This is a genomic window from Moorella glycerini, assembly GCF_009735625.1.
Lineage (GTDB): Bacteria > Bacillota > DSM-521 > Neomoorellales > Neomoorellaceae > Neomoorella > Neomoorella glycerini.
The window spans coordinates 332,244-356,552 of sequence record NZ_CP046244.1 but is presented as its reverse complement, the minus strand read 5'-3'; the positions used below and the strand labels follow the sequence as shown (position 1 = coordinate 356,552).

Genomic DNA, 24,309 nt, shown 5'->3' with positions numbered 1-24,309 from the left:
CTAGAGAAACATGGATAAATGACATGTATAAATATGTTACTTTCACAAGGCAGGGGAGGGGAATAAAATGACCGGAAATACTACAAGAGGCGATTATTTAAAGGGTATAGTTATACCTTTAACGGCAGGAATATTATTTTAGAAAAGTGCGACATCCATAACCGTTATGTGATGCCGGGAGCGGGTCCCGGAATGTACCGTGGAGGTGACAGGCAAAGTTATGAAGGATAAAAATGAGAAGCGAGAATTTAAGCTCAGCCGGCGCCAGTTTTTAAAGGCGTCGGCGGCAACGGCCGTCATGGCGGGTACGGCGGGGACAAGTAAATATTTTATTTCCCAAGCTGTGGCAGGGGGGAGTCCAACCCCATTAAAAGAAGTTAAATACGTTCGCAGCACCTGCTCGCCCAACTGTACTTCTTCCTGCGGGATAAGGGCTATGGTAGTAGACGGGCAAATAAAGGCCTTATTTCCTACCAATGACTATCCCGAGCCCGAGTACGGTCCCCGGGGTTGTTTAAGGGGTTTGAGTTATATTAACGTTATTTATGGCCCTGACCGGATCAAGAAACCCCTCATCAGGACGGGAGAACGGGGTAAAGGAGAATTCAGAGAGGTTTCCTGGGAAGAAGCGCTGGATTACACGGCCAGCCGCTTACAGGAGATTGCCACCAAATACGGCCCGGAATCTGTTTGTTTCAGCTTTCAGGTAGGCGGGACCGGCCACGTCCAGAAAGGAGCGTGGATCGCCCTCTCTACCCTGGCGGGATGGAATTTGAACCATCCTTATGATAAGAATGGCGACCTGCCAATGTTCTGGCCCCAGACCTTCGGCGTCCAGTCAGAGGAACTGGAACCCCTTGAATGGGCCAATTCCCGCTATATCGCTGTTTTCGGTTCCAATATTATGGTAACGCGTTTGATTGATTCCGACTTCTTAATCAAAGCACGTAACAATGGCGCTAAACTTGTAGTATTTGATCCCAACTACTGCCCAACTGCTGCTAAAGCGGATGAGTGGGTCCAGCTTAAAGCCAGCAGTGATGCAGCTTTAGCCTTGGGAATGGCCCGGGTGATAATTGAGGAAAAGCTGTACGACGAAGAATTTGTTAAAACCTTTACTGATATGCCTCTTTTGGTTCGCCTGGATACCAGAAAGCGCCTGAAAGCTGAAGAGGTTAAAGGTCTGGACAAACCGGCAGATATACCACCTTACCGGGATGTATTTGTCGCTTACAACGGGCAGTTCCTGGCGGTGCACCCGGAAAAACTCGAGCTTCCCCTTAATGTAATCCTGGAAGGCGAAATGGAAGTTGAATTAAAGGATGGCCAGCGGGTCAAGGTTAAACCAGTGTTCCAATTATTAAAAGAACATTTAACCGGCTATACACCGGTCTATGTGGAGCAAGAAACGGGCGTTGCCGGGGATACGGTAGTCCGCCTGGCCCGGGAGATGGCGACCACGAAACCATTGCATGTCATCTACGGCGCCAGCAACTACCAGTGGTATCACGGCGACCTGAAGGGCCGCGCCCTGGCCCTGCTGCCGGTGCTGACCGGTAATATTGGCAAGCCGGGCGCAGGTATTTCGACGTATGCTGGCCAGTACAAGATCCGGTTTAACGTCAAAGAGTGGTGGTTCCCTAAACCGCCGCGCTGGCTTCCCTGGCTTTATATCCTCAATGGCCCCACAAAAAGCATGAAGGCGAAATGGCCCGCCAACGGAGTCAAAGCCTTCATCTTTGGGTGGGGCAACCCCTTTGACCAGCATAATATGGCCGATCGGTTGCGGCAAATGGCGATTAAGGGGGACCTGGAATTTATTGTTGGAATGGACCACCAGATGACCACCAGCTGTCTTTATAGCGATGTGGTTTTCCCTGTAGCCAGCTGGTATGAAAAAACCGAACTGACGACTACACCCTTGCATCCTTATATGCAGCTGCAGCAACCGGCCATTAAACCCCTTTACGAATCCAAATCGGAGCTGTGGATTGCCCGCGAAATTGCCAAACGCCTTAATCCTGATTTTGAAAAATATTTCTTTCCTGGCCTGGATGAAAATACGGCAGCGGAAAAAGCTATTGAACTTCTTCTTGCCACAGGCGGACCGCCGGTGGCCGGGATTACCCTGGAGCAGCTGAAAAAAGGGCCGGTGCGGCTGAAATCAGAGGTACCGGGAAATCGCCAGATTCCCTTTTACGAACAGGTACAGTTTAAAAAGCCCTTCCCCCCCGTCAGCCGGCCGGCGGCAATTGAAGCTACGGCACAATTTGTTAAAAGCGGCAGGATTGAATTTTACAAGGAAGAGGATACCTTTATGCAACTCGGCGAAACTTTGCCTGTGCACAAGCCGCCCTTTGTAGAAAGCGAGTATGCCTTAAACCCGGGAGCCAAAGGCAAGTACCAGTTTGCTTTCATTACCCGTAACTCCCTTTACCGTATTCACTCCAATCACTCCAATAATATCTGGATGAACGAGCTGCAGGATAATAAGCCGAAGGTTTTCTTAAACCCTGAGGACGCGGCTGAAAAAGGGATTAAAGAGGGAGACCTGGTCGAAGCTTACAACGACCGCGGCAAGGTTAGAGGTTACGCCGTTCTGGACCCCGGTCAGGGGAGGAAAATCATCATCTTTGAGCAGGGCTGGTGGAGCCGCTATCTCAAAGGAGATTCTTATAACTCATTAACCTATCCCTTTATCAAGCCCACCCATGAGGTCTACTTTGTAGCGGGGATATGGGCCCCCAATACAGCCTGGAACGAAGCCCTCTGCGATGTACGAAAGGCAGGTGAAGTATAGTGAAACTGGGAATGGTCATTGACCTGGACCGCTGTATCGGCTGCCGTACCTGCGCGGTGGTCTGTAAAGAGCATAATTCGCAACCGCCGGGCACCTGGTGGAACCGGGTATTCACACCGGGAAGTAAGGAGCACCAGATCCCCCTCGCTAAAGACGGGGAAGCGCAGATGTACTTTTTACCTGTATCCTGCCAGATGTGTGAAAATGCGCCCTGTGCAAAGGTCTGCCCGGTGGGAGCGACGTATACCGATGACCGGGGCCGGATATTAGTTGACTACGAGCGCTGCATCGGCTGCCGTTACTGCATGGCCGCCTGTCCCTATGGTGTGCGCCAGTTCAACTGGGAGGACCAGCAAAAGGCCAAAGCGAAGGCAGGTTATATGCCAGGGTATAATTACGGCTATCCCTTTGAGCATCGTGACCGGAGCGGCCGCCTGGTTTACACGCCGGATCGTCCCAAAGGAATAGTGGAAAAATGTACCTTCTGCGTGCAGTATACCGATAAAGGGGAATTACCAGTATGTGTCCAGGCCTGCCCTGCCGGGGCCCGCTTCTTTGGCGATCTCGATGACCCCAGGTCGGAAGTAAGCCGCCTGGTACGGCAACGACAGGCCCTAAGGCTGAAAGAAGAACTGGGTACAAAGCCCAAAGTCTTTTACCTGCCGCCCGCAGGACCACGGAAGTAAGGGAAGACCTTTACTCGGGATAGTGCCATTCAGGCTTTTGATTGAAGCGAGCAAGCTTCTACCGGGCGGCGCAGCGGCCCCTGGAACCTGGCCTTAAGCTTTACGGCTGACCCAGCCCTCAACTCACAAAGGTTTTGTTCGCGAATAGTCACCTGTTCCAAACGAGTTGAGTGCTGGTCGCTCCTTAAGTGGTTTGGCGCGAGCGAAAACAAAGCCAGGCAAGTAACATTTTCTAGGAGGGAGACCTTGTGAGGAAACTAAATGTGGCTTTTGTCCTGGGTCTGGTTCTTTTGCTGGTAAGTTTATTTACCTGGGGCTACCAGCTTAAAAGCGGCCTGATTGTGACAGGTATGCGCAATCCCTTTAGCTGGGGACTGTATATTACCACCTTCGCCTTCTTTGTGGGGATTGCCGCCGGGGGGCTAATCGTTTCTTCTTCGGTTTACCTTTTCAATCTTGAGCAGTTGAAGCCCTTTACCCGCATTGCTTCCCTTTCCGCCTTTGCCAGCATTATGGCCGCGGCGGTAATCATCTTGCCGGACCTGGGGCGGGTAGACAGGATTTACAACTTGCTGCTGCACCCCAATTTCCGGTCGCCTTTAATCTGGGACGTAATAGTTGTTAGCGCCTATACCATATTAACCTTTTTAAGCGTCTATTTTCAGCTTTTGCCTGACTGGAAAAAGGGAGGACGCGGTTTTCTTAACGGCTGGACAAGGAAGCTTACCCAGGAGGAAGTAGAAAGCATTGCTGCCAGGTGGTCCCGGCGGGTAGCCGTGGTGGGGCTGCCGGTGGCGATTCTAATTCATACCATCACGGCCTTGATTTTTGCCACCCAGGCCTCGCACAGCTGGTGGTATACGGCCATTTTACCCCCGGATTTCATCGCCGTGGCGGTGGCTTCCGGGACGGCCCTGGTCCTGGTGATTGCCCTCCTGGTGGCCGGGAAAGAGGGGTTTAACCAGTATGCAGGCGTCTTTAATACCCTGGCCCGGATTACAGCCGGCGCCCTGGCCGTCCATTTCTTTTTCGTAGCCATGGATCTTCTTATCCACTGGTGGTGGGGCAGCCCCGAAGCCATGGGCATTCTATCCCTGGTATTTAATCGCTATGCTCCGGTCTACCTGGTGGAAATCGCCCTGCCAGCCTTTGTCATGGTTTACTTCTTCAGCGAAAAAGGCGGGCGGTCGGCCGGTTCCCTGCTCCTGGGCTGCGCTTTGCTTTTTGCCGGCGTCTTTGCCCACCGGCTGATGTTGATGTTCCCGGCCTTCAACCAGTTTCCCCTAAGCCTTTCCCTCCCGGGAATGGAAGTAGAAGGCTGGCATTACCCCGTAGCAGTTGGTGAATTTAAGGCAGGAGCGCCGGTGTTTGCCGGTTCCTGGCCTTATATGCCTACCATATTTGAGATTGCCGTTGACCTCCTGCCCTTCGGCCTGGCCCTGTTGATTATCACCTTGATGGTGAGTTCTTATAATTTTCTCCCGCAGAAACGGTCCCTTTATTAAAAAACAAGAAACTAGAAAGCGCTGATGTTTTCCGGAAGAAGCAAGGGCATAGATACCAGAAATGAGTTAAGCCGGGACGATGGACCCGGCTTAACTCATTTGCGGCTAATTTAGTTGGCGAGCAGGAACATACTTCCTGTCTGGCGAATTAAAAACATGACTGGTAGACCTGCGGGCATCAGTCTTATGTCGATAATATTTTATCTACCTGCAAGGCTTGGTTATCCCCATCTTGCGCTAAGAAACCTGGAAAGCAGGCGTTAGAAAATTTAGTTATCAGATTTAGAGGTCCAGGAAAAGGTTTTGGATGACCTGGCTCCAGGTGCTTGATACCAAACCAAGGTACAGCGAAGCTATATTTTTGGCTAATTTTCTTTTTGGGAGATGGAGTCATGGTGGATGCTAAAAAATTGGCCACAGTCATTATGGAAGGCCGAAGTACAGAAGCGGTAGAGATTGCTTTCCAACTGTTGCAAGACGGTCTCCCGATAGAGATTGTGATAGAACTGGGGTTGACCTATGCCTTGCGTTCCCTGGACATGAAATGTACCAACGATGAATTTAACCTGCTGGAAATCTTACTGGCTGGCCGGGCCGTAATGAGCGTCATGAATGCTTTACAAGCCCGCGGGTATTTAAATATGAAGCAGGTGCAGCAAGACACCATAGTCTTAGGCACCATCCAGGGCGACATCCACGACTTGGGCAAAAACATCGTAAAAATAATTTTTACCGCGGCAGGCTTTCGGGTAATAGACCTGGGAACAGACGTACCGCCCCAAACCTTCGTTACTGTAGCCCAGCAGGAACAGGCAAGCTGGATTGGCGTTTCCACCCTCATTTGCACTACGTTTCATACCGTAAGGGAAATCAAGCCCCTTGCCCAAAAACTCGGTCTTAAGGATGTAAAAGTAATTGCTGGGGGAGGAGCTGTACAGCAGTGCTGCCCCGAAGATCTCAACGTGGATTTGATAGCCGGTGACGTCTTTACCGCCCTGAGGCTTTGTACCGCGAAGGGGGTTAAACTGTGAATTCCTACACGAGGATAATGCAAGCTATTGAGCTAAAGCCAGAAACAATACCCGCAGCGCCACAGGTGCTAGCCTGGGCAGCAAGAATAGCCAGAGTTCCAGTCCGCCGTTATGTGACAGAAGCTGAGGCTATGGTAGAGAGCCTCCTTACCAGCTATTGGCGTTTCCAATATGATTTACTCCTGGTAGGGGCCGATAATTCAGTGGAGGCAGAAGCCCTGGGAGCCACCCTGGAATATCCTGAAGATGATTATCCCTATGTTATTGGCCGGCTGGGTTTTAACGACCTGGCTTCCTTGCACTTGCCTGAACCTACAAAGGCAGGGCGAATACCGGTCATTCTTAAGGCCTGTGCCTTGTTGCGCCAGCAGGTGAAAAACCAGGTACCAGTGGTGGGTAAAGTGACAGGCCCTATGACAATAGCCGGTCAATTACTGGGTCTGGAACAGCTCTTATACCTGATAATTGACGCTCCGGCGAAATTCCAGGAAATCCTGGCCTTTACGGCCCGGGTAAGTACCCTGCAGGGCCAGGCTCTTTTAGCCGCAGGAGCCCATGGTTTGGTACTTATAGAACCCGCCGGCTCACCCGTCGTTTTGCCCGCGGCTGCTTTTCACAGCTATCTTGTCCCCCTCCTGGACAGTATATTCTCAGCATATGCCGCTGCGGGCGCTTGTATTCGCTGGCTGCAAATTACCGGTCCGGTAGGAAAAATCCTTCCCTACCTGCAAGAGATACCTGTAAATTTGGTGGGGCTTGACTACGTCGTTTCGCCTCTCGAGGCCATGCAACTATTACCTGGCATATGCTTCATAGGTAACGTTAAACCTTATCTTTTTGTATCAGGACCAGAAGAAAAGATTCGGGAAGAAGTTCAGGCCTTAACTCAATTGCCCGGTCAACAACTCATCCTCAGCTCCGGTTGCGAATTACCCCTGGACGCCCGGCCCGAGTATGTAACGGCATTCATGGCAGCCAAAAGACAATAGGGGCGAGGCAAAGTGAATAAGGCTTTTGCCACTGTGCTTAAACTAAATAACCTTTTTGGTTACCTGCCTATGGAAGTGGACCAGATAGTAACCGTGGTGGTAAAGGAAATGAAGCAGCTCTTCCCTACTTACTGTTGTCGATTTTTCTTGCTGGAGGGAGTAACTTTTTCCTTCCAAGCTCAATGGTGTTTCCTATCACAGCCCCGCAAAAACCTTTGCCAGGAAGCACTGAATTCCAGGCAGTGTCCGGCTCTGCGTGATGGTTTCCCGGTGATAGTTAACCTCTCTGATGGCGCTCACGACTGTGCTTACCTGATGACCGAGAAGGCCATCCAAAAATATCTCTGCCTCCCCGTTAAAGTTGACCAGAAAATTATAGCCGTTCTATCCATAGCCAGTGCAGAACCTGGAGTTTTTACCCTGGAGGAGCAGGAGGTAATCCTGGCCATAGCCAACCTTACCGGCCTGGCCATCCAAAGAAGCAGGCTAATTGCCAGGCTACAAAAGGAAAAACAACAACTGGAAGAGGCCAACCGGGAGATAAACCAGTTAAATAAGACCCTGGTAGAAAGGTACGAGGAACTAAAAAGGTTCGAGCGACTATTAATCCAGTCAGAAAAAATGGCGGCCATTGGCCAGCTGGCCGCGGGACTGGCCCACGAAATCAATAATCCGGCCAGCATAATTCTTGCCCGCCTGGAATGTATGCTGTCAGAATTACAAAACGGGCTACAACCTGAACTTTCTTCCCTGATTAAAGACCTGCAGGTAATTGGTAAGCATGCCCGGCGTATAACTACTACCACCCAGAGTCTGCTTTCCTTTGCCCGGCGTTCAACGGAAACCTTCCTGCCCGTGGACCTGAATGAGGTAGTGGAAGGGGCGCTCTCCTTGCTAGGCAAGCAATTGGAGAAAGGTCGCATCCAACTGCAAAAGCATCTGGACTGCAAACTGCCCTTTATATACGGCAATCCGAATCAACTGCAACAGGTCCTGATTAATCTTCTCCAAAATGCTAGGGATGCTATTATCCAAGAAGGCACAATCAAAGTTTCAACACGTTCCTCTGTCTCCGGGTGGGTGGAAATAGAAGTTAGCGACACAGGAGTTGGAATTGCTCCAGAAAACCTGGAGCGGATTTTTGACCCTTTCTTTACTACTAAAGAGGTGGGTAAAGGTACAGGCTTGGGACTCTTCGTGACCCGGGGTATCATTGAAAATCACGGTGGCCGTATTGAGGTTAATAGCCAACCCGGCCAGGGGGCTACGTTTATAGTAACCCTGCCGGCTGCCGGGACCAGAAGTGGGCAAGAACCTTCGAAGCCCACCGTATCAAGTCCTCACTAACGGGAAATAAAAGATGCTTCCTGAAGGGAGATAAAGATAAATGGCAGGAAAAAGGAAGATCATGGTTATTGATGATGAGGAAGACATGCTAGAAAATTGCCGGCGTTTATTGATGCCCCTTGGATATGAAGTAGTTACTTTCCTCAATGGCGAACAGGCCCTGGCCGTCCTGAGGCATGAGAAACCTGACGTTATTTTGACAGACCTGAAAATGCCGCGATTGGACGGGATGGCTATTCTCCGGGCTGCCAAGGATTATGACCCTGATATCATGGTCATATTTTTTACCGCTTACGCCACCATCGAGTCCGCGGTGGAAGCTATCAAAAACGGGGCTTATGATTATATTCCCAAGCCTTTCACAGCAAGTCAGTTACACCTGGTAATAGAACGGGCTCTCCAGCAAAGAAACCTGATGGAAGAAAACAGGGAGTTGCGGCGTCAATTACAAGAACATCACAGCTTTAACCAACTGATCGGTAAGAGCAACGCTATGCAGCATGTCATTCGGCTGGCTATAAAAGCAGCCCGCACGGATGCCAGCGTTCTTATTGGCGGAGAAAGCGGTACAGGTAAAGAACTACTGGCCAAGGCCATCCATGCTAGCAGTCGACGGGCCGGAAAGCCGTTCATTCCTGTAGATTGTTCCTCTTTACCGCCAACCTTGCTGGAAAGTGAGCTTTTCGGTTACGAAAAGGGTAGCTTTACAGGGGCTACCCGCACAAAACCAGGCATTTTTGAGCTGGCACACACTGGTACCCTCTTTTTGGATGAGATCGGCAATCTGGACATTAATTTGCAGGCCAAGCTGCTCCGAGTACTGCAAGAGGGTGAAGTCCGCCGGATTGGTGGGACTCACCTCATCCAGGTAGATTTCCGGCTAATAGCCGCTACCAATGTTGATCTGAATAAGGCTATGCAAGAAAAGACTTTCCGTGAAGACCTCTTTTACCGTCTGAACGTTATTTCCCTGACCCTACCGCCTTTACGGGAGCGCTTGGAAGACATCCCCTTACTTACTGTTCATTTTCTTGGCAAGTTTAACATTATGTATGATAAGCAAGTTAAGGGTATCTCCTCCCAGACCTTGCAGTTATTGCAGAACTACCACTGGCCGGGTAATGTCAGAGAATTGCAAAACGTACTGGAAAGAGCAGTAGCTCTTACGGAAAACGATTTTATCATGCCTGAGGATTTGCCGGAACAATTTCGTTCGTTAGTAAGGGGTACTGGTGATGATGAACAGGCAACCATGGGTGGGAGTTCCTTTGCTGCCGCCAAGAAAAAGTGGATAGCCAATTTTGAACGTCAATACTTGCTGAGGCTCCTGGAACAACACGGTGGCAATATTTCGGAGGCAGCCCGTACGGCGCGAATGGACCGGAAGACCCTCTACCGGTTGCTGGCCAAACATAACCTCAAGCCAGAAAAATAAAGAAGAACAAAACTAATATGTAATTGACCACAAAAAAGAAGCATTGGTGATTGAAGCCACAAACCTATGGCAAATGCGCCCCAAGTTTGCAACTAACAAGGTGAGAGATGAATAGAGATTGATGGCGCGGCGGATGGGGCATAAATGCTACATCCGCTGTTTTTTTGCTCCTTCATAATCGAGATACTTCGAGAACTTTATCTATATTTCCCATAGGATTATTGGCATTGCCATAAATCTGGTATGCATTTTGCATGCAATGATAATTTTGTGGAAACTTGTTACTTGTAGCCACCATCGCACGTTAAAGCCTTGTAACATGTGCCGCTGGGATATTTGTTTAACCTTGGCCAGAGGTAAAGGGGGAGGTGAAACTGCTAGCAGGATTTTTAGTTATTATGGAGATGTATGGAACTCAAAAGTTTAATTAATAACAAAGTGAATAATGCGACAAAGTTAGGAGGTAGGTTAGTTGTTAATTGGCCTAATAATTATTTTACTGCTGGTCCTTACCTTGCCCTTTTTTATCAAACAGGTAGAATATAACCTTGAACCTTTTCTTTTCCTCATGGGCCTGGCAGCGACCATTGTTTCCGGTGTCTTTAGTAAAGAATTAGTCGTGGAAATCCTGGAGAATCATCTTTTATACATGATTACGGCAGCCGTCCTAATTGCAGGTATCTTATTTAAGTTGCTCCAAGACCGGATTAAAGTGGGCATTGATGCTATTTTACGGTTTATGACCCTCAAGGTTTTTATATTTCTGGTAGTTGTCCTCCTCGGTTTACTTTCTAGTGTAATTACGGCCATTATCGCTTCCCTGGTCCTGGTAGAGGTAGTTAGTAACCTTCCTCTGGACCGACGCGATAAAATACGCTTGGACATTCTGGCTTGCTTCGCCATAGGCTTGGGGGCAGTCTTGACTCCGGTCGGAGAACCATTAGCAACCATTGTTGTCTCCAAAATGGGTGGCGACTTCTGGTACCTAATGCGGGAAGTGGGTGAATTTATCATCCCCAGTGTATTGGTAATAGGACTCTTAAGTACGATTTTAGTGGGCCGGGGTGGGGTGGTTAAGGCGACCGAGATTGCTGGACTGGAGGGAAATGTAGAATCTTATACGGGGGTGCTTGTTCGGGCAGCAAAAGTATTTGTCTTTGTCCTGGCCTTGGAACTCCTCGGGGCTGGCTTTAAGCCTGTTATTGATACTTACGTTATCTACCTAGATAGCCGGATTTTATATTGGATTAATATGATTTCCGCTATTTTAGATAACGCAACCCTGGCAGCTGCTGAAATTAGCCCGGTAATGACCAGTACCCAGGTAAGAGCCGTTCTGATGGGGCTATTCATAAGTGGCGGTATGTTGATACCAGGGAATATTCCCAATATCATTTCGGCCGGAAAACTGGAGATTTCTAGCAGCGAATGGGCTCAACTGGGGGTACCTTTGGGTCTGGCAATAATGATTGCCTACTATATAATCCTGTTTGTGATTTTATAAACCATTCCGCTGTAACAGATGGATTATTTTTTCGACAATAAGCCGCCCTACATAGGGTGGCTTTTAGAGCAACTGCTGCCGTTAAAATGTGGTTAAGTTTCGTCCGATTCTTCTGCCCCTGGGTCCTGGAATAACACCATGGTAATATTTCGGAGGCAGCTCGACCAAAAAAACGAAACATGTGGGTTTGAAGCCACAAACCTGTGGCAAATAAGCCACAGGTTTGTAATTCCTAAGCTGAGATACGAATAGAGATTGATGGCCCGGCGGATGTGGCATCGATGTCACATCCGCCGGTTTTTAGTATCTACATAATTGAGATAGCCGAGGACATTCTCTATATTTCGCATGGGGTTATTGTCATTGCGATAAATCTGGCATGGATTTTGCTTATAAGTAGTTTACGGAACCGTTGTTGCTTGTAGCCACCATCACACATTAAGGACTTTTGATATGTGCCGCTGGAATACTTGTTTAACCTTGGCCTGAGGTAAAGGGAGGAGGGATAAATTATCCACGAAGAGGTGAACGCTTACTTCTAAGGTGTGTTGCGAAACCTTTATGTTCCAAGGAAAGGAGGTAATCTTTTTTGCCAACCTCGTCTCCCAAATTTATAAGATTTACTGCTACCGCTGTTTTCCTGTGGCTGATGTGGCTCATCTTTGCTGGAGCGGTTTTACCGGGCGCAAGTATAGCTGTGCTGCTGCCCGAGGTTTACACCGGCGCGGCGGTGGCCTTAGTGATTGCCTTGCTGGCTACAGATTTTTTCTTTACAGGTCGTGTTGCCTCGCTGTTAAACCCGTTACGGTGGGGCACGGCACTGCTTTTTCTCCTGTTTTACCTCTGGGCGGAAGTACAGTCCCACTTGCAGGTTATTTATTTAATCCTGCACCCGCGTCTTCCCATAAATCCGGCTATTGTTTGTATACCCCTTGAAGCCAAACATGAGGTCAGTCTAACCGGGGTAGCCAACGGGATCACCATGACGCCGGGCACCTTGACAATGGACGTTGACCGCGATCAGGGACACCTTTATGTGCACTGGCTGGATGCGTCCACCCTCGTCCCTGAAATGGCTGCCAGTGCGATCCTTGGGCCCTGGGCAAAATTGTGGCAGAAGGTGGTAGAATGAACTTTTTATTAATCATAACTTTAGCACTGGGAGTGGCCTCTATCCTTTGCTTGTTCCGGGTGGCAGTGGGGCCTACCCTGGCCGACCGGGTAGTAGGGTTGGATGCCTTTACAGCTTTACTGGCGGCAATTTTAATTATTCTCGGTATTTATTATCAAAAAGATTTCTACCTGGACATAGCTTTTGTCTACGCGTTGCTGGCATTCGTTGGCACCCTGGCCATAGCCAAATACCTTGAAGGAAGGGGGATTGGGTCATGAACCTCCTGGACCTGGCCGGAAAATCCCTCCTTGCCATCGGCGCCTTTTGCGCTTTGGTAGGTGCTCTTGGCCTCATACGCCTTCCTGATGTTTACTGCCGCCTCCATGCCAGCACGGTAGCGGTGGCGGGTGGGGCCGGGCTCTGTCTGATAGGGATTGCCCTTTATTGTTTTGGTAGCCCTTATAGCCTCAAGGCAGTCCTGGTAGTATTATTTTTGTTTTGTACCTCGCCGGTGGGAGCCCATGCCATCAGCCGGGCGGCTCACTATGCTGGGACGAAACCATGGTTGAAGGAACCAAATCGAGATTTACTCCGGGAGGTGGGTAATTGATGAACGGAATCGAGGCTTATATCTTCTACGGGCTTCTCCTTTTTTTCTTGTTGGCCTGCGTTCTGGCAGTACATCAGCATGACCTGCTCTATGCCGTCCTGGCTAGCGGGGGCGCTAGTGCTATCCTGGCCCTGGTCTTTTATATGCTCCAGGCTCCTGATGTGGCTATTACCGAAGCGGCAGTGGGGGCGGGTCTGAGCACGGTTCTATATGTCCTAGCCATTAGCCTCACCAAAAGGGAAGAGGAAGCTGAGGGCCTTTCTAAGGTGGTGACGAAAAATGAATAGGCAGGAGCGCGCTGGTGACTTCTTAGGAAGGTGGCTGATGTTGGCGTTAGTGGTTGCTTTAACCATTTTTCTGGTTGCAGCCGCTCTCCAAGCCTTTCCGCCTTTCGGAGATTTTCCCCAGCGCCAGTGGCTGGGATTCCACACTGAAAGCATCGGTACAGATTTTAATGTCCGGGCCGCCAGCGAAAGCGGTAATCGCAATATAGTGGCAGCTGTTATGTGGGATTACCGCGGCTTTGATACCTTGGGAGAAGCCACTGTTTTGTTTACTGCCGTTTGCGCAGCAGCCGCTCTCTTTCGTAACCGGGAAGGCGTTAAAAGCAGCAGGAAGCAAGCGGGTAACTTAGTGGGGGATTCAAAAATGGGCCATGGGATGACTGTAATTGTAAAAGTTGTGGCGAGGATACTGTGTCCCATCGCCCTGCTTTTCGGTGTCTACGTCGTTGCCCATGGGCACCTGACGCCGGGTGGCGGCTTTGCCGGCGGGGTGATCGTAGCCTCAGCGGTGATCATGCTTATCCTAGCTTATGGTATCGATGGATTAAGGAGTAGAATTACGTCCCACCGCCTGGAGGCAATGGATGCTTTCGGCAGCTTCCTGCTTGTTGTTGTAGGTATAGCTAGTTTGCTGGCTGGTGTAGGTTTTATGACCAATATTTTCCCCAAAGGTGGCTTCGGTACTCTTTTTAGCGGTGGTGCCGTTCCTCTATATAACCTGGGAACAGGATTGCATGTAGCAGCTGGTCTTCTCACCGTCGTCCTGGCCTTCATTCTGGCCGGAGGTGACCAGGCTTATCGTTCTACAAGGCAGAAACCGGTAGCACCAGAGGCGGGAAGGGGGTCGGAATGTTAATGTGGCAGAACTTACCGTATGGAGTGGCCATTTTAACTTTTATGCTGGGCATCTATTGCCTGCTGTTCAAGAGAAACCTGATTAAGATCGCCATTGGCCTAAAGATTATGAGCGACGGTTTACATCTACTCCTGCTGTGTCTGGGTTATCGCGCTGGCGGGAGGGCTCCCATTTTACCAGAGGGCGAAGGGGCGAAGGAAATAGTAACAAGCTTGGCCACTTCATTCGTAGACCCCCTCCCCCAGGCCCTGGTTCTTACCGCCATTGTTATCGGCGTTTGCGTATCGGCCGTAGCCCTATCCCTGGCCGTAAAAGCATACCAACGTTTGGGAGTTACGGACACTGTCGGGCTGAGGGGGAAATAAAATGCGGGAACAATTGCCGATCTTACCCATAGTGATTCTTTTTGCGGCGGCTTTCCTTACACCGCTGGTCGGGATGGTAGTGGAGCGATGGAGGTTGCCGCGCCTTCGCGATTGGTTTGCCGTGGTCAGCCTCGGTATCAGTGGTGCAGCTTGCCTTGGCCTGGCCCAGATCATCTGGACCCGGGGAGAAGTTGAGTACCGGTTAGGAAGTTGGCCGGCTCCGTGGGGCATCACCCTTAATATCGACGGTTTTAACTTGATGGTAGCTCTGCTGGTGGCCGGGGTCAGCTTGCTGGTGGGCATTTATACCGTAGCAGATATGAGCCAGAACAGTGGACTAACACGATTTTATACCCTCTATCTTTTACTCACTGTCGGAATAATGGGCCTTACCTTCACAGGTGATATTTTTAACCTTTACGTATTCCTGGAGATCATGAGCGTTGCTGCTTACGGCTTAGTAGCCTTTGAAGAGGAGCGGCCTGAGGCGATAGCTGGTGCTTATAAATACCTGGTGCTTGGATCGGTGGGGACTGGAGCTGTCCTGCTGGGGATTGCTGTTCTTTACGGCTTAGTTGGCACCTTGAATATGAGGGACCTTGCCCTTAAAGTCCAGGCCTTAGGGATCCAGGGGCAGCCTCCCCTGGCCTTGTCTCTGGCTATGGCCGCGCTAATTACCGGTCTGGGGCTAAAGGCGGCGGTGGTACCGCTGCATTCCTGGAAGCCCGATGCCTACGCTGGCGCAAGCATGCCTGTGGGAGCTGTTCTTGCAGCTGCTTCGACGACTGCCTCTCTTTATGCCCTGGTACGTCTCCTGGTTGTCATTTATATTCCCTGGCTAAATATAGTCCGGCCCATACTGCTGGCCTTAGCCGTGCTGACGATGCTAGTTGGCGGCTTTCTAATTCTCCAGCAAAATGATTTGCGGCGCGTTCTGGCTTACTCTTCCATTAGCCAGGTAGGCTATATCCTGCTGGGCTTGGGCTTATGGACACCAATTGGCTCCAGCGGCGCCTTACTTCACCTGATGAACTTCGCTATTATGGAGACCCTGCTGTTCCTGGCAGCGGGAGTCATCATCCGTCAGGCTGGCACCAGTGAGCTGCGCTACCTGGGCGGCTGGGGCCGGCGGCTTCCTACCAATACTATGCTCTTCGGGTTGGCGGCCCTGGCCTCGGCTGGAGTACCGCCTTTAAACGGTTTTGCCAGCAAGTGGCTGATTTATCGAGCCGGCTTAGAGGCAGGGCATCCGTTTCTCACTGTAATAGCGGTGGTAGTGAGCGCTCTGACCCTTATAGCCTACGGCAAGGTCTTCTCCGGCTTATTCCTGGGTCCGGTGAAATCAGAAGGAAAGATTTTTAAGCCTTCATTTCTGACCATGCTCCCAACATGGGTACTCGCTATACTTTGTATCCTGCTGGGGCTCTGGCCAGCACAGGCGTTGACTTATTTAAGGCCAGCTTTAGCAGTGTTGGCGGATGCTGTACCTGCGGTTCAAGTCTGGGGCTACTGGGATCCTGTCGTAACCGGCGTGCTTTTGCTAGGAATAGCAGTTTTAGCCTCCCTGGTCGTAGCAGTCAGCAGGTCGCTGACACGGTCCCAACCCTGCCCGGGAAAGAGCGCCCTTTACCTCAACGGTGTATCCACAGTAGGCGATGGGTGGGGCTGCAGCTACGCCGACCGGGAACTATACATGGCTGGCCAGCACCTGTACTGGGCTGTTCGCCGCATCTTCGGTCCGGTGCTTGGTGCCCTGGATTTAAGTTTTCTTAAAGGTGGGCTAGGCTGGGTGATTTTAACGGTAGGCGTGCTTATCTTCTTACTGGTACAGACGATAGGAGGGATTTGAAGTGAATTGGGGAGATGTCCGGGCTTTCTTCCAGACCAAGTCGCCCTGGGCCGTTTGGGTTAACGCGTGTTCGTGCGACGGATGCGATACGGAGCTGTTACCTCTCTTTACGCCTTATTTGGATGTAGAACGCTTTGGTATTTTATTAAAAGGCTCGCCCCGCCATGGCGATATCCTCTTTGTCACCGGACCAGTGAATTATAATACAGCCCCCATTCTCCGGCGGGTGTACGAACAAATGCCGGAGCCCAAGGTAGTAGTGGCCTCGGGGTCATGTGCTTGCTCCGGGGGCGCGTTCCGGGATTGCTTTAATATCATTGGAGGGGTAGATAAAGTTATTCCTGTTGATGTTTATGTCCCGGGATGCCCTCACCGGCCGGACGGAGTAATTCATGCCGCGGTGCAGGCGTTGGGCATCCTGGCAGAAAAGTCCCGCCGTTACGGTAAAAAGGTAGCCTGCGTATGACCTGGTAAAGTAGTAAAGCCCTGACTAGAGACAATTGGGGGGAAGATGAGATGGCGAGTCCCAACGAAAAGAATGCCGAAATGCTGGCCCTGGAGCTGAAAAATGTTCTGGGACCCCATTTTTTGGGGTATCGCCTCGATCATGATCGGAAAGTATGCCTACCCTATGAGGCCGCCGCCGGCCGCGCCTGGATAGACGTGGATCAAACCGGCCTGCTGGAAGGCATCAAGTACCTGATGACAAAGTATGACATGGGGTTCCTTACCTTCATTACCGGGGTAGATAATCATAAGGAACTGGAAGTTCTCTACCACATCTCGGAGGGCGATTTCCCCAAACTTTACTGTACCGTTAATTTCCGTTTGAGGGTGCCGTACAGTGAAGCCCGGGTGCCTACCATCACCCACCTGATCCCCGGGGCTTTGTGGTATGAACGCGAGCTGCAGTCTTTCTTCGGGGTCAAGGTAGAAGGTATACCCGATGACCGGCCGATTTATCTGCCGGAAGACTGGCCGGGAGAGGTTTACCCGTTACGAAAGGAATACACTAACGAAGACCTCACCAGGCTTTACCAGGAGAAAAGGTCATCAGAAGAAGTTATAGGCAAGAAGGTCTATAACCCCCCGGGCCGCCAGGAGGGAGGGCAGAAGGGTCGCTTTATCCTGCCCCTGGGGCCCCAACATATCATTCTAAAAGAGCCGGTGCACTTCCAGTTCGTTATTGACGGGGAAGAAGTGGTGGATGTCGACTTCATTCTGGGTTACAATTTTCGCGGCATGGAAAAGGCTATTGAAAGCCGTCCCTATCCCAAAGCCCACTATTTAATCGAGCGAATATGCGCCATCTGTGATCATTCCGAAGCCAGTACTTTTGCCTACTGCCTGGAAGAAAGAATGGGCTTAGAAATTCCGCCCCGGGCCCATTACCTGCGGGCGCTGATGATGGAGCTGGAGAGGCTACAGTCCCATTATCTCTGGTTCGGCATCATTGCCCAGGACATGGGCTTCGATACCGTTTTCCATTATACCTGGCGCGACCGCGAGCGAATTAATGATATCATTGAAGCCATGTGCGGTAACCGCATGCGCAAAGATTACAATACAGAAGGCGGCGTGCGCCGGGATATAAATACCGACATAGCCCATAAGATTTTGGAGGCAATGGACTACCTTGATGAGCAGACCAAGTACTACGAAAGTATATTCACCAGGGAGCCCACTGCCATCGCGAGATTGAAGGGCGTAGGCATTATCCCCAAAGAAGATGCTCGTAAACTCTGCATCGTAGGCATGATGGCTCGGGGGTCTGGCATTCGATTTGATACCCGTAAATCTGACCCTGCCTCGGTCTACCCTCTCCTGGACTGGGATATGGCTGTTTTTGACACTTGCGACAATTTGGCCCGTACCCTGGTGCGGATTTACGAGTGCTACGAATCTACTAAGATTATCCGCCAGATTTTAGCTAACCTGCCGGCCGGGCCCGTTAGGGTTTTGCCCCCGGATACTATCCCCGAGGGGGAATCCCTTATGCGCTGGGAAGCGCCGCGGGGCGAGTGCTGCCACTATATGCGGGGTAACGGCACCGAGGTTCTGGAGCGTAACCGTCTTCGCGGCCCCACTGGTGCCAACATCAATGCTTTTAAAACGGCCCTGGTGGGAGACAGTGTGGCCGACATCCCCATTACCATTCGCACCTTTGATCACTGTTACGGATGTGTGGAGCGGGTGACGCTGGTCAGCGCCAAAACTGGTCGCCGTCATATTTATACCCTGGATGAACTTTATCAGGAAAGGGTGAGGTTGTAGGTATGGCCGAGACTATCTTGCAGGTTGTGGGGTTTCCTGGTCTTCTCTTTTGCTCATTCTTAGGTTTTCTCTATGAAGGTATAGACCGCAGGCTTTATGCCCGGATGCAGCATCGCATGGGGCCCCCTATCTGGCAGGCGTTTTATGATTTCGGGAAACTATTTTTTGTCAAAGAGGATTTGACACCTGCCGCCGCTGTAAGCAGCGTCTTTAACCTGGCTCCTGTCCTGGCAGTAGCTAGCACTACTGTACTGCTCCTGCTCATACCTATGAGTTCGTCACAGGCCGTGCTTGCCTCCACTGGCGATTTGCTGGTAATTCTGGCTTTATTGCTCATTCCCGAGCTGGCCATTGGGATAGGAGGGTTATCTTCGAGCAATCCTTACGGAGCTGTAGGCGGTTCCCGCAGTCTAACCCTTTTGCTGGCTTACGAATTCCCTTTGATCCTGAGCGTACTATCTCCGGTAATAATCGTTGGCTCCCTTGGCCTAACCGAGATAGTCAGTTTCCAGGCCCAGCACGGGTGGTTATTTTTGAAGGCTCCCCTGGCAGCTGTTGCTCTCCTGACGGTTTTACCTGCCATTCTCTACAAGGTACCTTTTGACGCACCTCTGGCTCTCTATGAGATTCATGATGGACCTTTCATTGAGTATTCGGGTCCTAAATTGGCATTGTTTTACCTGGCCAAGCATCTTGAACTGGTAATCGTTACCGGACTGGCGGTATCCCTGTTCTTTGGCGGACCCGAATCCATCCATTTTGGCGCTTTTGTATTGCCTCCCATAGTCAGCTTTTTGCTTAAAACCCTGGCATTATTGGGCCTGGTGAGCTATATCCGGGCCGTTTGCGCCCGCCTGCGTATCGATCAAACCTTGCGTTTTTTCTGGTTTGGCGTAGCTCCCATCGCAGCCCTGGATCTGATGCGGATAATTATCATGCACTAAGGCGAGGTGAAGAGCATGAGTGTAAAACTGGAAACGTTAAAGCGCCTGGTAGAAAAACCTTTCACCACTCCTTACCCTTTCGTTAAACCGCCTGTACCGGCAGGGCTCAGGGGTAAGCCGGAAATCGTCGTTAATGAGAAGCCAGACCCGGCTCGTCTCGCCTGCCCGGCCCATTTAGATATACGGGGATACGTACGTAAGATAGTAGAGGGAGATTATGAAGGTTCACTTGAACTCATCCGGCAGAAGGTATGCCTGCCCGCCTCCCTTGGTCGTACCTGCAATCACCCCTGCGAGGAAATGTGTAAACGCAATTATGGAGAAGAGGAGCCCGTAGCCGATGCCTGGTTGAAGCGTTTTGTTGCCGACTGGGTCTACCAAAAAAAGAGAGAACGCGGCGAGCCACTGCTGAAAAAGCCGGTACGCACTAAGAACCAGGATCCGCAAAAAAAAGTTGCCGTTGTGGGTGCCGGCCCGTCCGGTCTACAGGTTGCCTATGATCTGGCCTATCTAGGCTATCCGGTGACAGTTTTTGAGGCCTTGCCGGAACCGGGCGGGATGTTACGCTATGGAGTGCCCCGCTACAAGTTGCCTCTAGACGTCCTCCGGTCAGAAATAGAGGCTATTGCAGCCCTGGGCGTAGAGTTTCGCACAGGTGTACGCATTGGCCGGGATATATCCCTCGCCGACCTCAGGGGTATGGGTTATAAGGCTATCTTTATAGGTATTGGCTCCCATATCAGCCGTAAGTTGCGGGTTCAGGGCGAAGAACTAAAAGGAGTATGGGGGGGCATCGATTTTTTGCGGGCCCTTAACCTGGGCGAAAAGATCGACCTTGGCAAAAAAGCCATAGTTGTTGGAGGCGGCAATGTTGCCATTGATGTGGCCCGTTGTGCCATCCGGTTGGGGGCGGAAGTTCAACTGGTATGCCTGGAAAGCCGGGAAGAAATGCCTGCTCACGCCTGGGAAATAACTGAGGCTTGCGAAGAAGGCATGACAATTCTCCATCGCCGGGCGCCGAGAAAAGTTTTGGGCAAGAATGGCCGGGTAACGGGGGTCGAATTGATAGGAGTCAAATCGGTGTTTGATAGTGAAGGGCGTTTCAACCCTGTCTTGGATGAGTCTACCCACGAGGTCATCCCCTGCGATAGCGTGCTCATTGCCATTGGCCAGATGGCCGACTTAAGCGTCCTGGGAGAAGAGCGCTCTCAGTTCCAGCTCACGCGCGGCGACACTTTGATAGCTGTAGATCCGGACAGCGGGGCCACCAGTGTTGCTGGAGTTTTTGCTGAGGGAGAGGTAATTCGCGGGCCATCAACTATTATAGAATCCCTGGCCGGCGGCCGCCGTGCCTCCCTGGCCATCGACCGCTACTTAAGCGGCAGTAATGAGGGCAATCCCTTTGTTGATGAATATGACTACGGTAGAGATTTAAAGGCCCTGGACATTACTGCCGAGCGACGTTATATGTTCCTGCGGGAAGAGGCCTGGCAGAAAAAACGAGTGCCCATGCCCATGCTGTCTCCCGAAGAGCGTAAGACCAATTTTAAAGAAGTCTATCTGGGTTATACCGAAGAGATGGCCCGTAACGAGGCCAGGCGTTGCTTAAGCTGCTACAAATGTGTGGGCTGCGAATTGTGTCTAAAGTATTGCCCGGCTAATGCCATCGAGCTCAAGCTTGACCCGCAAAAGGAAGACGTCTATTGGAATGATACCGCCTGGAAGGCTACGGGCCCCCCTGTGATCAGGCTTCTCCAGTGTGTCATGTGTCAGATGTGCGAGGAGGTCTGCCGTTGTGGCATGTACCATTTAACTTCCGAATATGAATTATGCTTTACGGGTGCGGTGGATCCGGAACAAATAAGGGTGCAGGCCAGGAGCGAGTAATAAAGGGGTGAACTATGTTGACGGGAGACATCGCTAAGGTTGCTCTAATGGGTTGCGCCAAGGTAGAGACCACCTGCCCCAGCGTTATCTGTAAGAAGTCATTCCTAAGGGGAGAAGCCCGGGCAAAGCGCTATGGTGATAGCCTTCAGGTCATAGCCAACTTTCAATGTCCCGGTTGCCCGGGTAAAGGGGTAGTTCCTATTGTTCGCAAGCTGATGCGGGAGACTGGTGTTAACGTAGTGCATGTCGCTGCCTGCCTGATTTGGGAGGATTTTTATTCCCGTTGCCCCCATATGGATCGGATCATTGCGGGACTGGAAAAGTTGGGGGTACGGGTAGTGAGAGGCAACCACCAGGAATGCGTGCGCTACTTCCGCTCGAACAACAAGATGTACGAGGTTGTACAGTTTCTGCAACAGTTGGAAGGAGGAGGTCAGAGGGAATAGTGCTGGAAACAACAAAGGAAGCGCAGGGCAGCCTGGAAGCTGCCTTGCGTTGCCGCCTTGCCAAGCGCAGGGTAGTAGCTTTATGCGGCGTGGGTAACGAGATTCGTGGTGATGATGGGGCAGGGGTAGCGGTAATCAACGCCTTAGAAGAAACAGGTTTGGATAGAGGGGATGTAGTCATAATAAATTGCGGTGACATGCCCGAGAACTTTTTAGGCCGTCTGGTTAAGTTGCAGCCAAGTCATGTTGTTTTTATCGATGCCGCAGACCTGGGGGCACCACCAGGTGCCGTGAGCATCATCGAAATGGATGAGGTAGGTGCTTATTGCACTTCTACCCATGGCCTGCCCCTTTCTTTCTTAGCTGCCTATCTCCAAAGGGAAACAAACGCTGATCTATTTATAATCGGCATCCAGCCGGGCAACCTGGCCTTTGGAGCTTCCTTAACAACTGAGGTGGCGGCCACAGTTATGGCAATGCGGGAGCTTTTGGCAAAAATCCTTTTTTGGCAGTCTGGTTCAGGAACCTGACCGGGAGAGAAAAAGGAGGGACGGAAATGGCAAAGCCAGGGTGGCGGTATATTGTAGTGCTTTCCTTACTGGCCTGCTTGACTATTACGGTAGTTGGGTGTGGAACTCCAGGTATGCCAAGCGGGAAGACAGAAGGGGCAAAGACTAGCTCGGATGGATGGCAAGCTAGTAATCAAACAGTGCCGGTAGAGTTTATTGCGCCCTTGGTATTAGAAGCAGTGAAAGTAGATTCTTTGCCCGCTATTGATGGCGATATTGATCCTATTTGGGGACAAGCACCAGCTTTACAGGCAGGTGCCCTGACCATGAAAGCCGTTTATACCGAAAAAGAACTGGCGCTATTGATGTTTTGGCCCGATCGGACTATGAGTATCAATACACCTGGCAACTGGAACTATTTCGCCGAGGAGAATAAGTGGTACCATAATGATGAGCTGGTGAATTGGACGTTTTTCAGGCCGCCTACCCGACAAAGACAACCCGAGTGGCTGGCTATGGGCTGGGATATATCCATAGGGCAGGAATTTGCAGCCACCGGCTGTGGGGGGTTTTGTCATAAAAGCCCGGTAGACGGTAAAATGCATCACGCCACGGCCCGTCGCGGCGAATATGCAGACTTTTGGATGTTGATGGGTCGACATGGTTTTAAGTCTGGGGGAAAAGAGGATTACATTGAGGATATGGGATGGTTGTTGGGCGGAGTGTCCCAACAAGGCCCGGTTGTTTTTGACCATGCGGATAAGATGGATCCAAGGCAACCCATCGCAGGAACGTTTTACTTCAGAGGTTATGCGGTAGATGGGATTATAGCTTCGTATAATGATGCAAAGTTCAGTTATGCGGCAGTTACCGAAGGTAATCAGTATTGCTCCCAATGTCACAATATAGAATGGCGCGGCGCCATGCCTATGGATAAAATACCAGCCAGAACCTTTTTAGATGAAGGAAAGATACCTTTTTACCGCAACTGGAATAAGGAACATACCGCGCCGTTGTACGTCAAGAAGAATCCCGTCTCTTTTATTGATGCCATGACCATTACCCAGGAAGAAATAGATAATGGCCAGGCCGTGATGGTAAGCAACCTCACTCTGAAAGAGTTAAAAGAAATCTGGAGCCGTTATGAGCAACTTAACGCCGTGGTACCCGAACTGATTCTAAAGGAGCCTAGCGGTAGTGCCGCCAATGTGAGGGTTGGAGCCAAGTGGAGCAACGGATGGTGGTATTTGGAGTGCAAAAGGGCATTAAAAACAGGTCATTGGGACGATATTCAGTTTGATGACCTGACTAAAAACTATCATTTTACCATCAGTTTATCCAGCAATAGTAATACCCTCTCTCCTCTCTTTAGTGACAAAGCTGCAATCCTGAGATTCAAACCGCGCTCTTGACCAGAAGTTAAATCAGCTAACTAACAACTTCGGTTGGTCTAGATTTTGTGGAGCCTGGGGATGAACTGCATGCATGAGCTGGCATTAATGCAAGGAATCTTAGATGTTGTGACCAAAAACGCTCATAGTTACGGTTTACGCCGGATCACGAAAATAAAGTTGGTTATAGGAAAGCTAAGGGCAGTTGTACCTGACTCCCTGGAATTCTGCTTTACTACACTAAAAGAAGATATCCCCCTCATAGCGCAGGGGGAACTGGAGGTTGAAATAAAGGAAATAGAGGGAAGCTGCCGGCGATGTTCTCACCAGTTTTTAGTGGAGGGTTATCGCTTCCGCTGTCCCCAATGCGAATGTACCGATGTCGACATTGTTAGCGGGAGTGAACTCTATGTTGACTATATTGAGGGCGATTAAGGATACTGCGGTAAGGCGGTACTAACTATTAGGAAGATAAGGGGTTGA

24 protein-coding genes are annotated in these 24,309 nt (G+C 50.6%); 23 read left to right on the top strand and 1 reads right to left on the bottom strand.

The features are described from left to right. Positions 1 to 220: 220 nt before the first annotated feature. From MGLY_RS01800 to nrfD, 3 genes are all read left to right on the top strand, one after another. Positions 221 to 2,800 carry a molybdopterin-dependent oxidoreductase gene (locus MGLY_RS01800; RefSeq protein WP_156271467.1) on the top strand — a complete coding sequence of 860 codons (2,580 nt, stop codon included), beginning with the start codon at positions 221 to 223 and terminating at the stop codon, positions 2,798 to 2,800. After that, on the top strand, positions 2,800 to 3,486 hold the full coding sequence (locus MGLY_RS01795; RefSeq protein WP_156271466.1) for a 4Fe-4S dicluster domain-containing protein: 687 nt from the start codon (positions 2,800 to 2,802) through the stop codon (positions 3,484 to 3,486). Before MGLY_RS01800 ends, MGLY_RS01795 begins: the two co-directional genes overlap by 1 nt. A gap of 248 nt (positions 3,487 to 3,734) precedes the next feature. Continuing rightward, the gene (gene nrfD, locus MGLY_RS01790; protein ID WP_246187392.1) at positions 3,735 to 4,991 is read left to right on the top strand and encodes an NrfD/PsrC family molybdoenzyme membrane anchor subunit; all 1,257 of its coding nucleotides are present in this window, start codon (positions 3,735 to 3,737) and stop codon (positions 4,989 to 4,991) included. Positions 4,992 to 5,175: 184 nt separating this feature from the next. Here the strand turns inward: nrfD and MGLY_RS17945 are convergent, their stop codons facing one another. Beyond that, entirely contained in the window at positions 5,176 to 5,415 is a 240-nt protein-coding gene (locus MGLY_RS17945; RefSeq protein ID WP_211662011.1) for a hypothetical protein, read from the bottom strand. A gap of 1 nt (position 5,416) precedes the next feature. Here MGLY_RS17945 and MGLY_RS01785 point away from each other — a divergent pair, with 1 nt between their 5' ends. The 20 genes from MGLY_RS01785 to MGLY_RS01690 all read left to right on the top strand — a co-directional run bounded on the left by MGLY_RS01785 (position 5,417) and on the right by MGLY_RS01690 (position 24,261). After that, positions 5,417 to 6,022 (top strand): cobalamin B12-binding domain-containing protein, encoded by a 606-nt coding sequence (locus tag MGLY_RS01785; protein WP_211662009.1) that lies wholly within the window; start codon positions 5,417 to 5,419, stop codon positions 6,020 to 6,022. A 17-nt stretch (positions 6,023 to 6,039) separates the two neighbouring features. Next, positions 6,040 to 7,011: a uroporphyrinogen decarboxylase family protein gene (locus MGLY_RS01780; protein WP_211662001.1), complete on the top strand. Its 972-nt coding sequence runs from the start codon at positions 6,040 to 6,042 to the stop codon at positions 7,009 to 7,011. A 12-nt stretch (positions 7,012 to 7,023) separates the two neighbouring features. After that, the gene (locus MGLY_RS01775) at positions 7,024 to 8,358 is read left to right on the top strand and encodes a GAF domain-containing sensor histidine kinase (RefSeq protein WP_156271463.1); all 1,335 of its coding nucleotides are present in this window, start codon (positions 7,024 to 7,026) and stop codon (positions 8,356 to 8,358) included. A gap of 40 nt (positions 8,359 to 8,398) precedes the next feature. Next, entirely contained in the window at positions 8,399 to 9,793 is a 1,395-nt protein-coding gene (locus tag MGLY_RS01770; protein ID WP_156271462.1) for a sigma-54-dependent transcriptional regulator, read from the top strand. A gap of 472 nt (positions 9,794 to 10,265) precedes the next feature. Further along, positions 10,266 to 11,297 carry a DUF1646 family protein gene (locus MGLY_RS01765; RefSeq protein WP_156271461.1) on the top strand — a complete coding sequence of 344 codons (1,032 nt, stop codon included), beginning with the start codon at positions 10,266 to 10,268 and terminating at the stop codon, positions 11,295 to 11,297. Positions 11,298 to 11,886: 589 nt separating this feature from the next. After that, positions 11,887 to 12,429: a Na+/H+ antiporter subunit E gene (locus tag MGLY_RS01760; RefSeq protein WP_156271460.1), complete on the top strand. Its 543-nt coding sequence runs from the start codon at positions 11,887 to 11,889 to the stop codon at positions 12,427 to 12,429. Further along, positions 12,426 to 12,689 (top strand): monovalent cation/H+ antiporter complex subunit F, encoded by a 264-nt coding sequence (locus MGLY_RS01755; protein ID WP_156271459.1) that lies wholly within the window; start codon positions 12,426 to 12,428, stop codon positions 12,687 to 12,689. The genes MGLY_RS01760 and MGLY_RS01755 overlap by 4 nt, the downstream gene beginning before the upstream one ends. Next, positions 12,686 to 13,021 (top strand): monovalent cation/H(+) antiporter subunit G, encoded by a 336-nt coding sequence (gene mnhG, locus MGLY_RS01750; RefSeq protein WP_156271458.1) that lies wholly within the window; start codon positions 12,686 to 12,688, stop codon positions 13,019 to 13,021. Before MGLY_RS01755 ends, mnhG begins: the two co-directional genes overlap by 4 nt. Beyond that, positions 13,021 to 13,308, top strand: coding sequence for a Na(+)/H(+) antiporter subunit B (locus MGLY_RS01745; protein ID WP_156271457.1), 288 nt, complete (start codon positions 13,021 to 13,023; stop codon positions 13,306 to 13,308). Before mnhG ends, MGLY_RS01745 begins: the two co-directional genes overlap by 1 nt. A 37-nt stretch (positions 13,309 to 13,345) precedes the next feature. Beyond that, a complete protein-coding gene (gene mbhE / locus MGLY_RS01740) occupies positions 13,346 to 14,161 on the top strand; it encodes a hydrogen gas-evolving membrane-bound hydrogenase subunit E (RefSeq protein ID WP_170290878.1) in 816 nt (271 codons plus the stop codon). Beyond that, entirely contained in the window at positions 14,161 to 14,526 is a 366-nt protein-coding gene (locus MGLY_RS01735) for a sodium:proton antiporter (RefSeq protein WP_211662000.1), read from the top strand. Before mbhE ends, MGLY_RS01735 begins: the two co-directional genes overlap by 1 nt. 1 nt (position 14,527) lies before the next feature. Further along, a complete protein-coding gene (locus tag MGLY_RS01730; protein ID WP_156271454.1) occupies positions 14,528 to 16,375 on the top strand; it encodes a complex I subunit 5 family protein in 1,848 nt (615 codons plus the stop codon). Position 16,376: 1 nt separating this feature from the next. Beyond that, complete coding sequence (locus tag MGLY_RS01725; RefSeq protein WP_156271453.1) at positions 16,377 to 16,841, top strand: NADH-quinone oxidoreductase subunit B family protein; 465 nt, start codon at positions 16,377 to 16,379, stop codon at positions 16,839 to 16,841. A gap of 50 nt (positions 16,842 to 16,891) precedes the next feature. After that, positions 16,892 to 18,649, top strand: coding sequence for a hydrogenase large subunit (locus tag MGLY_RS01720; protein ID WP_156271452.1), 1,758 nt, complete (start codon positions 16,892 to 16,894; stop codon positions 18,647 to 18,649). A 2-nt stretch (positions 18,650 to 18,651) separates the two neighbouring features. Continuing rightward, positions 18,652 to 19,593: a complex I subunit 1 family protein gene (locus MGLY_RS01715; RefSeq protein WP_156271451.1), complete on the top strand. Its 942-nt coding sequence runs from the start codon at positions 18,652 to 18,654 to the stop codon at positions 19,591 to 19,593. Between the two features lie 15 nt (positions 19,594 to 19,608). Then, the gene (locus MGLY_RS01710; RefSeq protein ID WP_156271450.1) at positions 19,609 to 21,480 is read left to right on the top strand and encodes an FAD-dependent oxidoreductase; all 1,872 of its coding nucleotides are present in this window, start codon (positions 19,609 to 19,611) and stop codon (positions 21,478 to 21,480) included. Between the two features lie 14 nt (positions 21,481 to 21,494). Then, positions 21,495 to 21,926 carry a CGGC domain-containing protein gene (locus tag MGLY_RS01705; protein ID WP_156271449.1) on the top strand — a complete coding sequence of 144 codons (432 nt, stop codon included), beginning with the start codon at positions 21,495 to 21,497 and terminating at the stop codon, positions 21,924 to 21,926. Then, positions 21,926 to 22,456: a hydrogenase maturation peptidase HycI gene (gene hycI, locus MGLY_RS01700; RefSeq protein ID WP_170290876.1), complete on the top strand. Its 531-nt coding sequence runs from the start codon at positions 21,926 to 21,928 to the stop codon at positions 22,454 to 22,456. The genes MGLY_RS01705 and hycI overlap by 1 nt, the downstream gene beginning before the upstream one ends. A gap of 26 nt (positions 22,457 to 22,482) precedes the next feature. Beyond that, a complete protein-coding gene (locus tag MGLY_RS01695) occupies positions 22,483 to 23,847 on the top strand; it encodes an ethylbenzene dehydrogenase-related protein (RefSeq protein ID WP_156271447.1) in 1,365 nt (454 codons plus the stop codon). A gap of 60 nt (positions 23,848 to 23,907) precedes the next feature. Beyond that, complete coding sequence (locus tag MGLY_RS01690; protein WP_156271446.1) at positions 23,908 to 24,261, top strand: hydrogenase maturation nickel metallochaperone HypA/HybF; 354 nt, start codon at positions 23,908 to 23,910, stop codon at positions 24,259 to 24,261. The last annotated feature ends 48 nt before the right edge of the window (positions 24,262 to 24,309 follow it).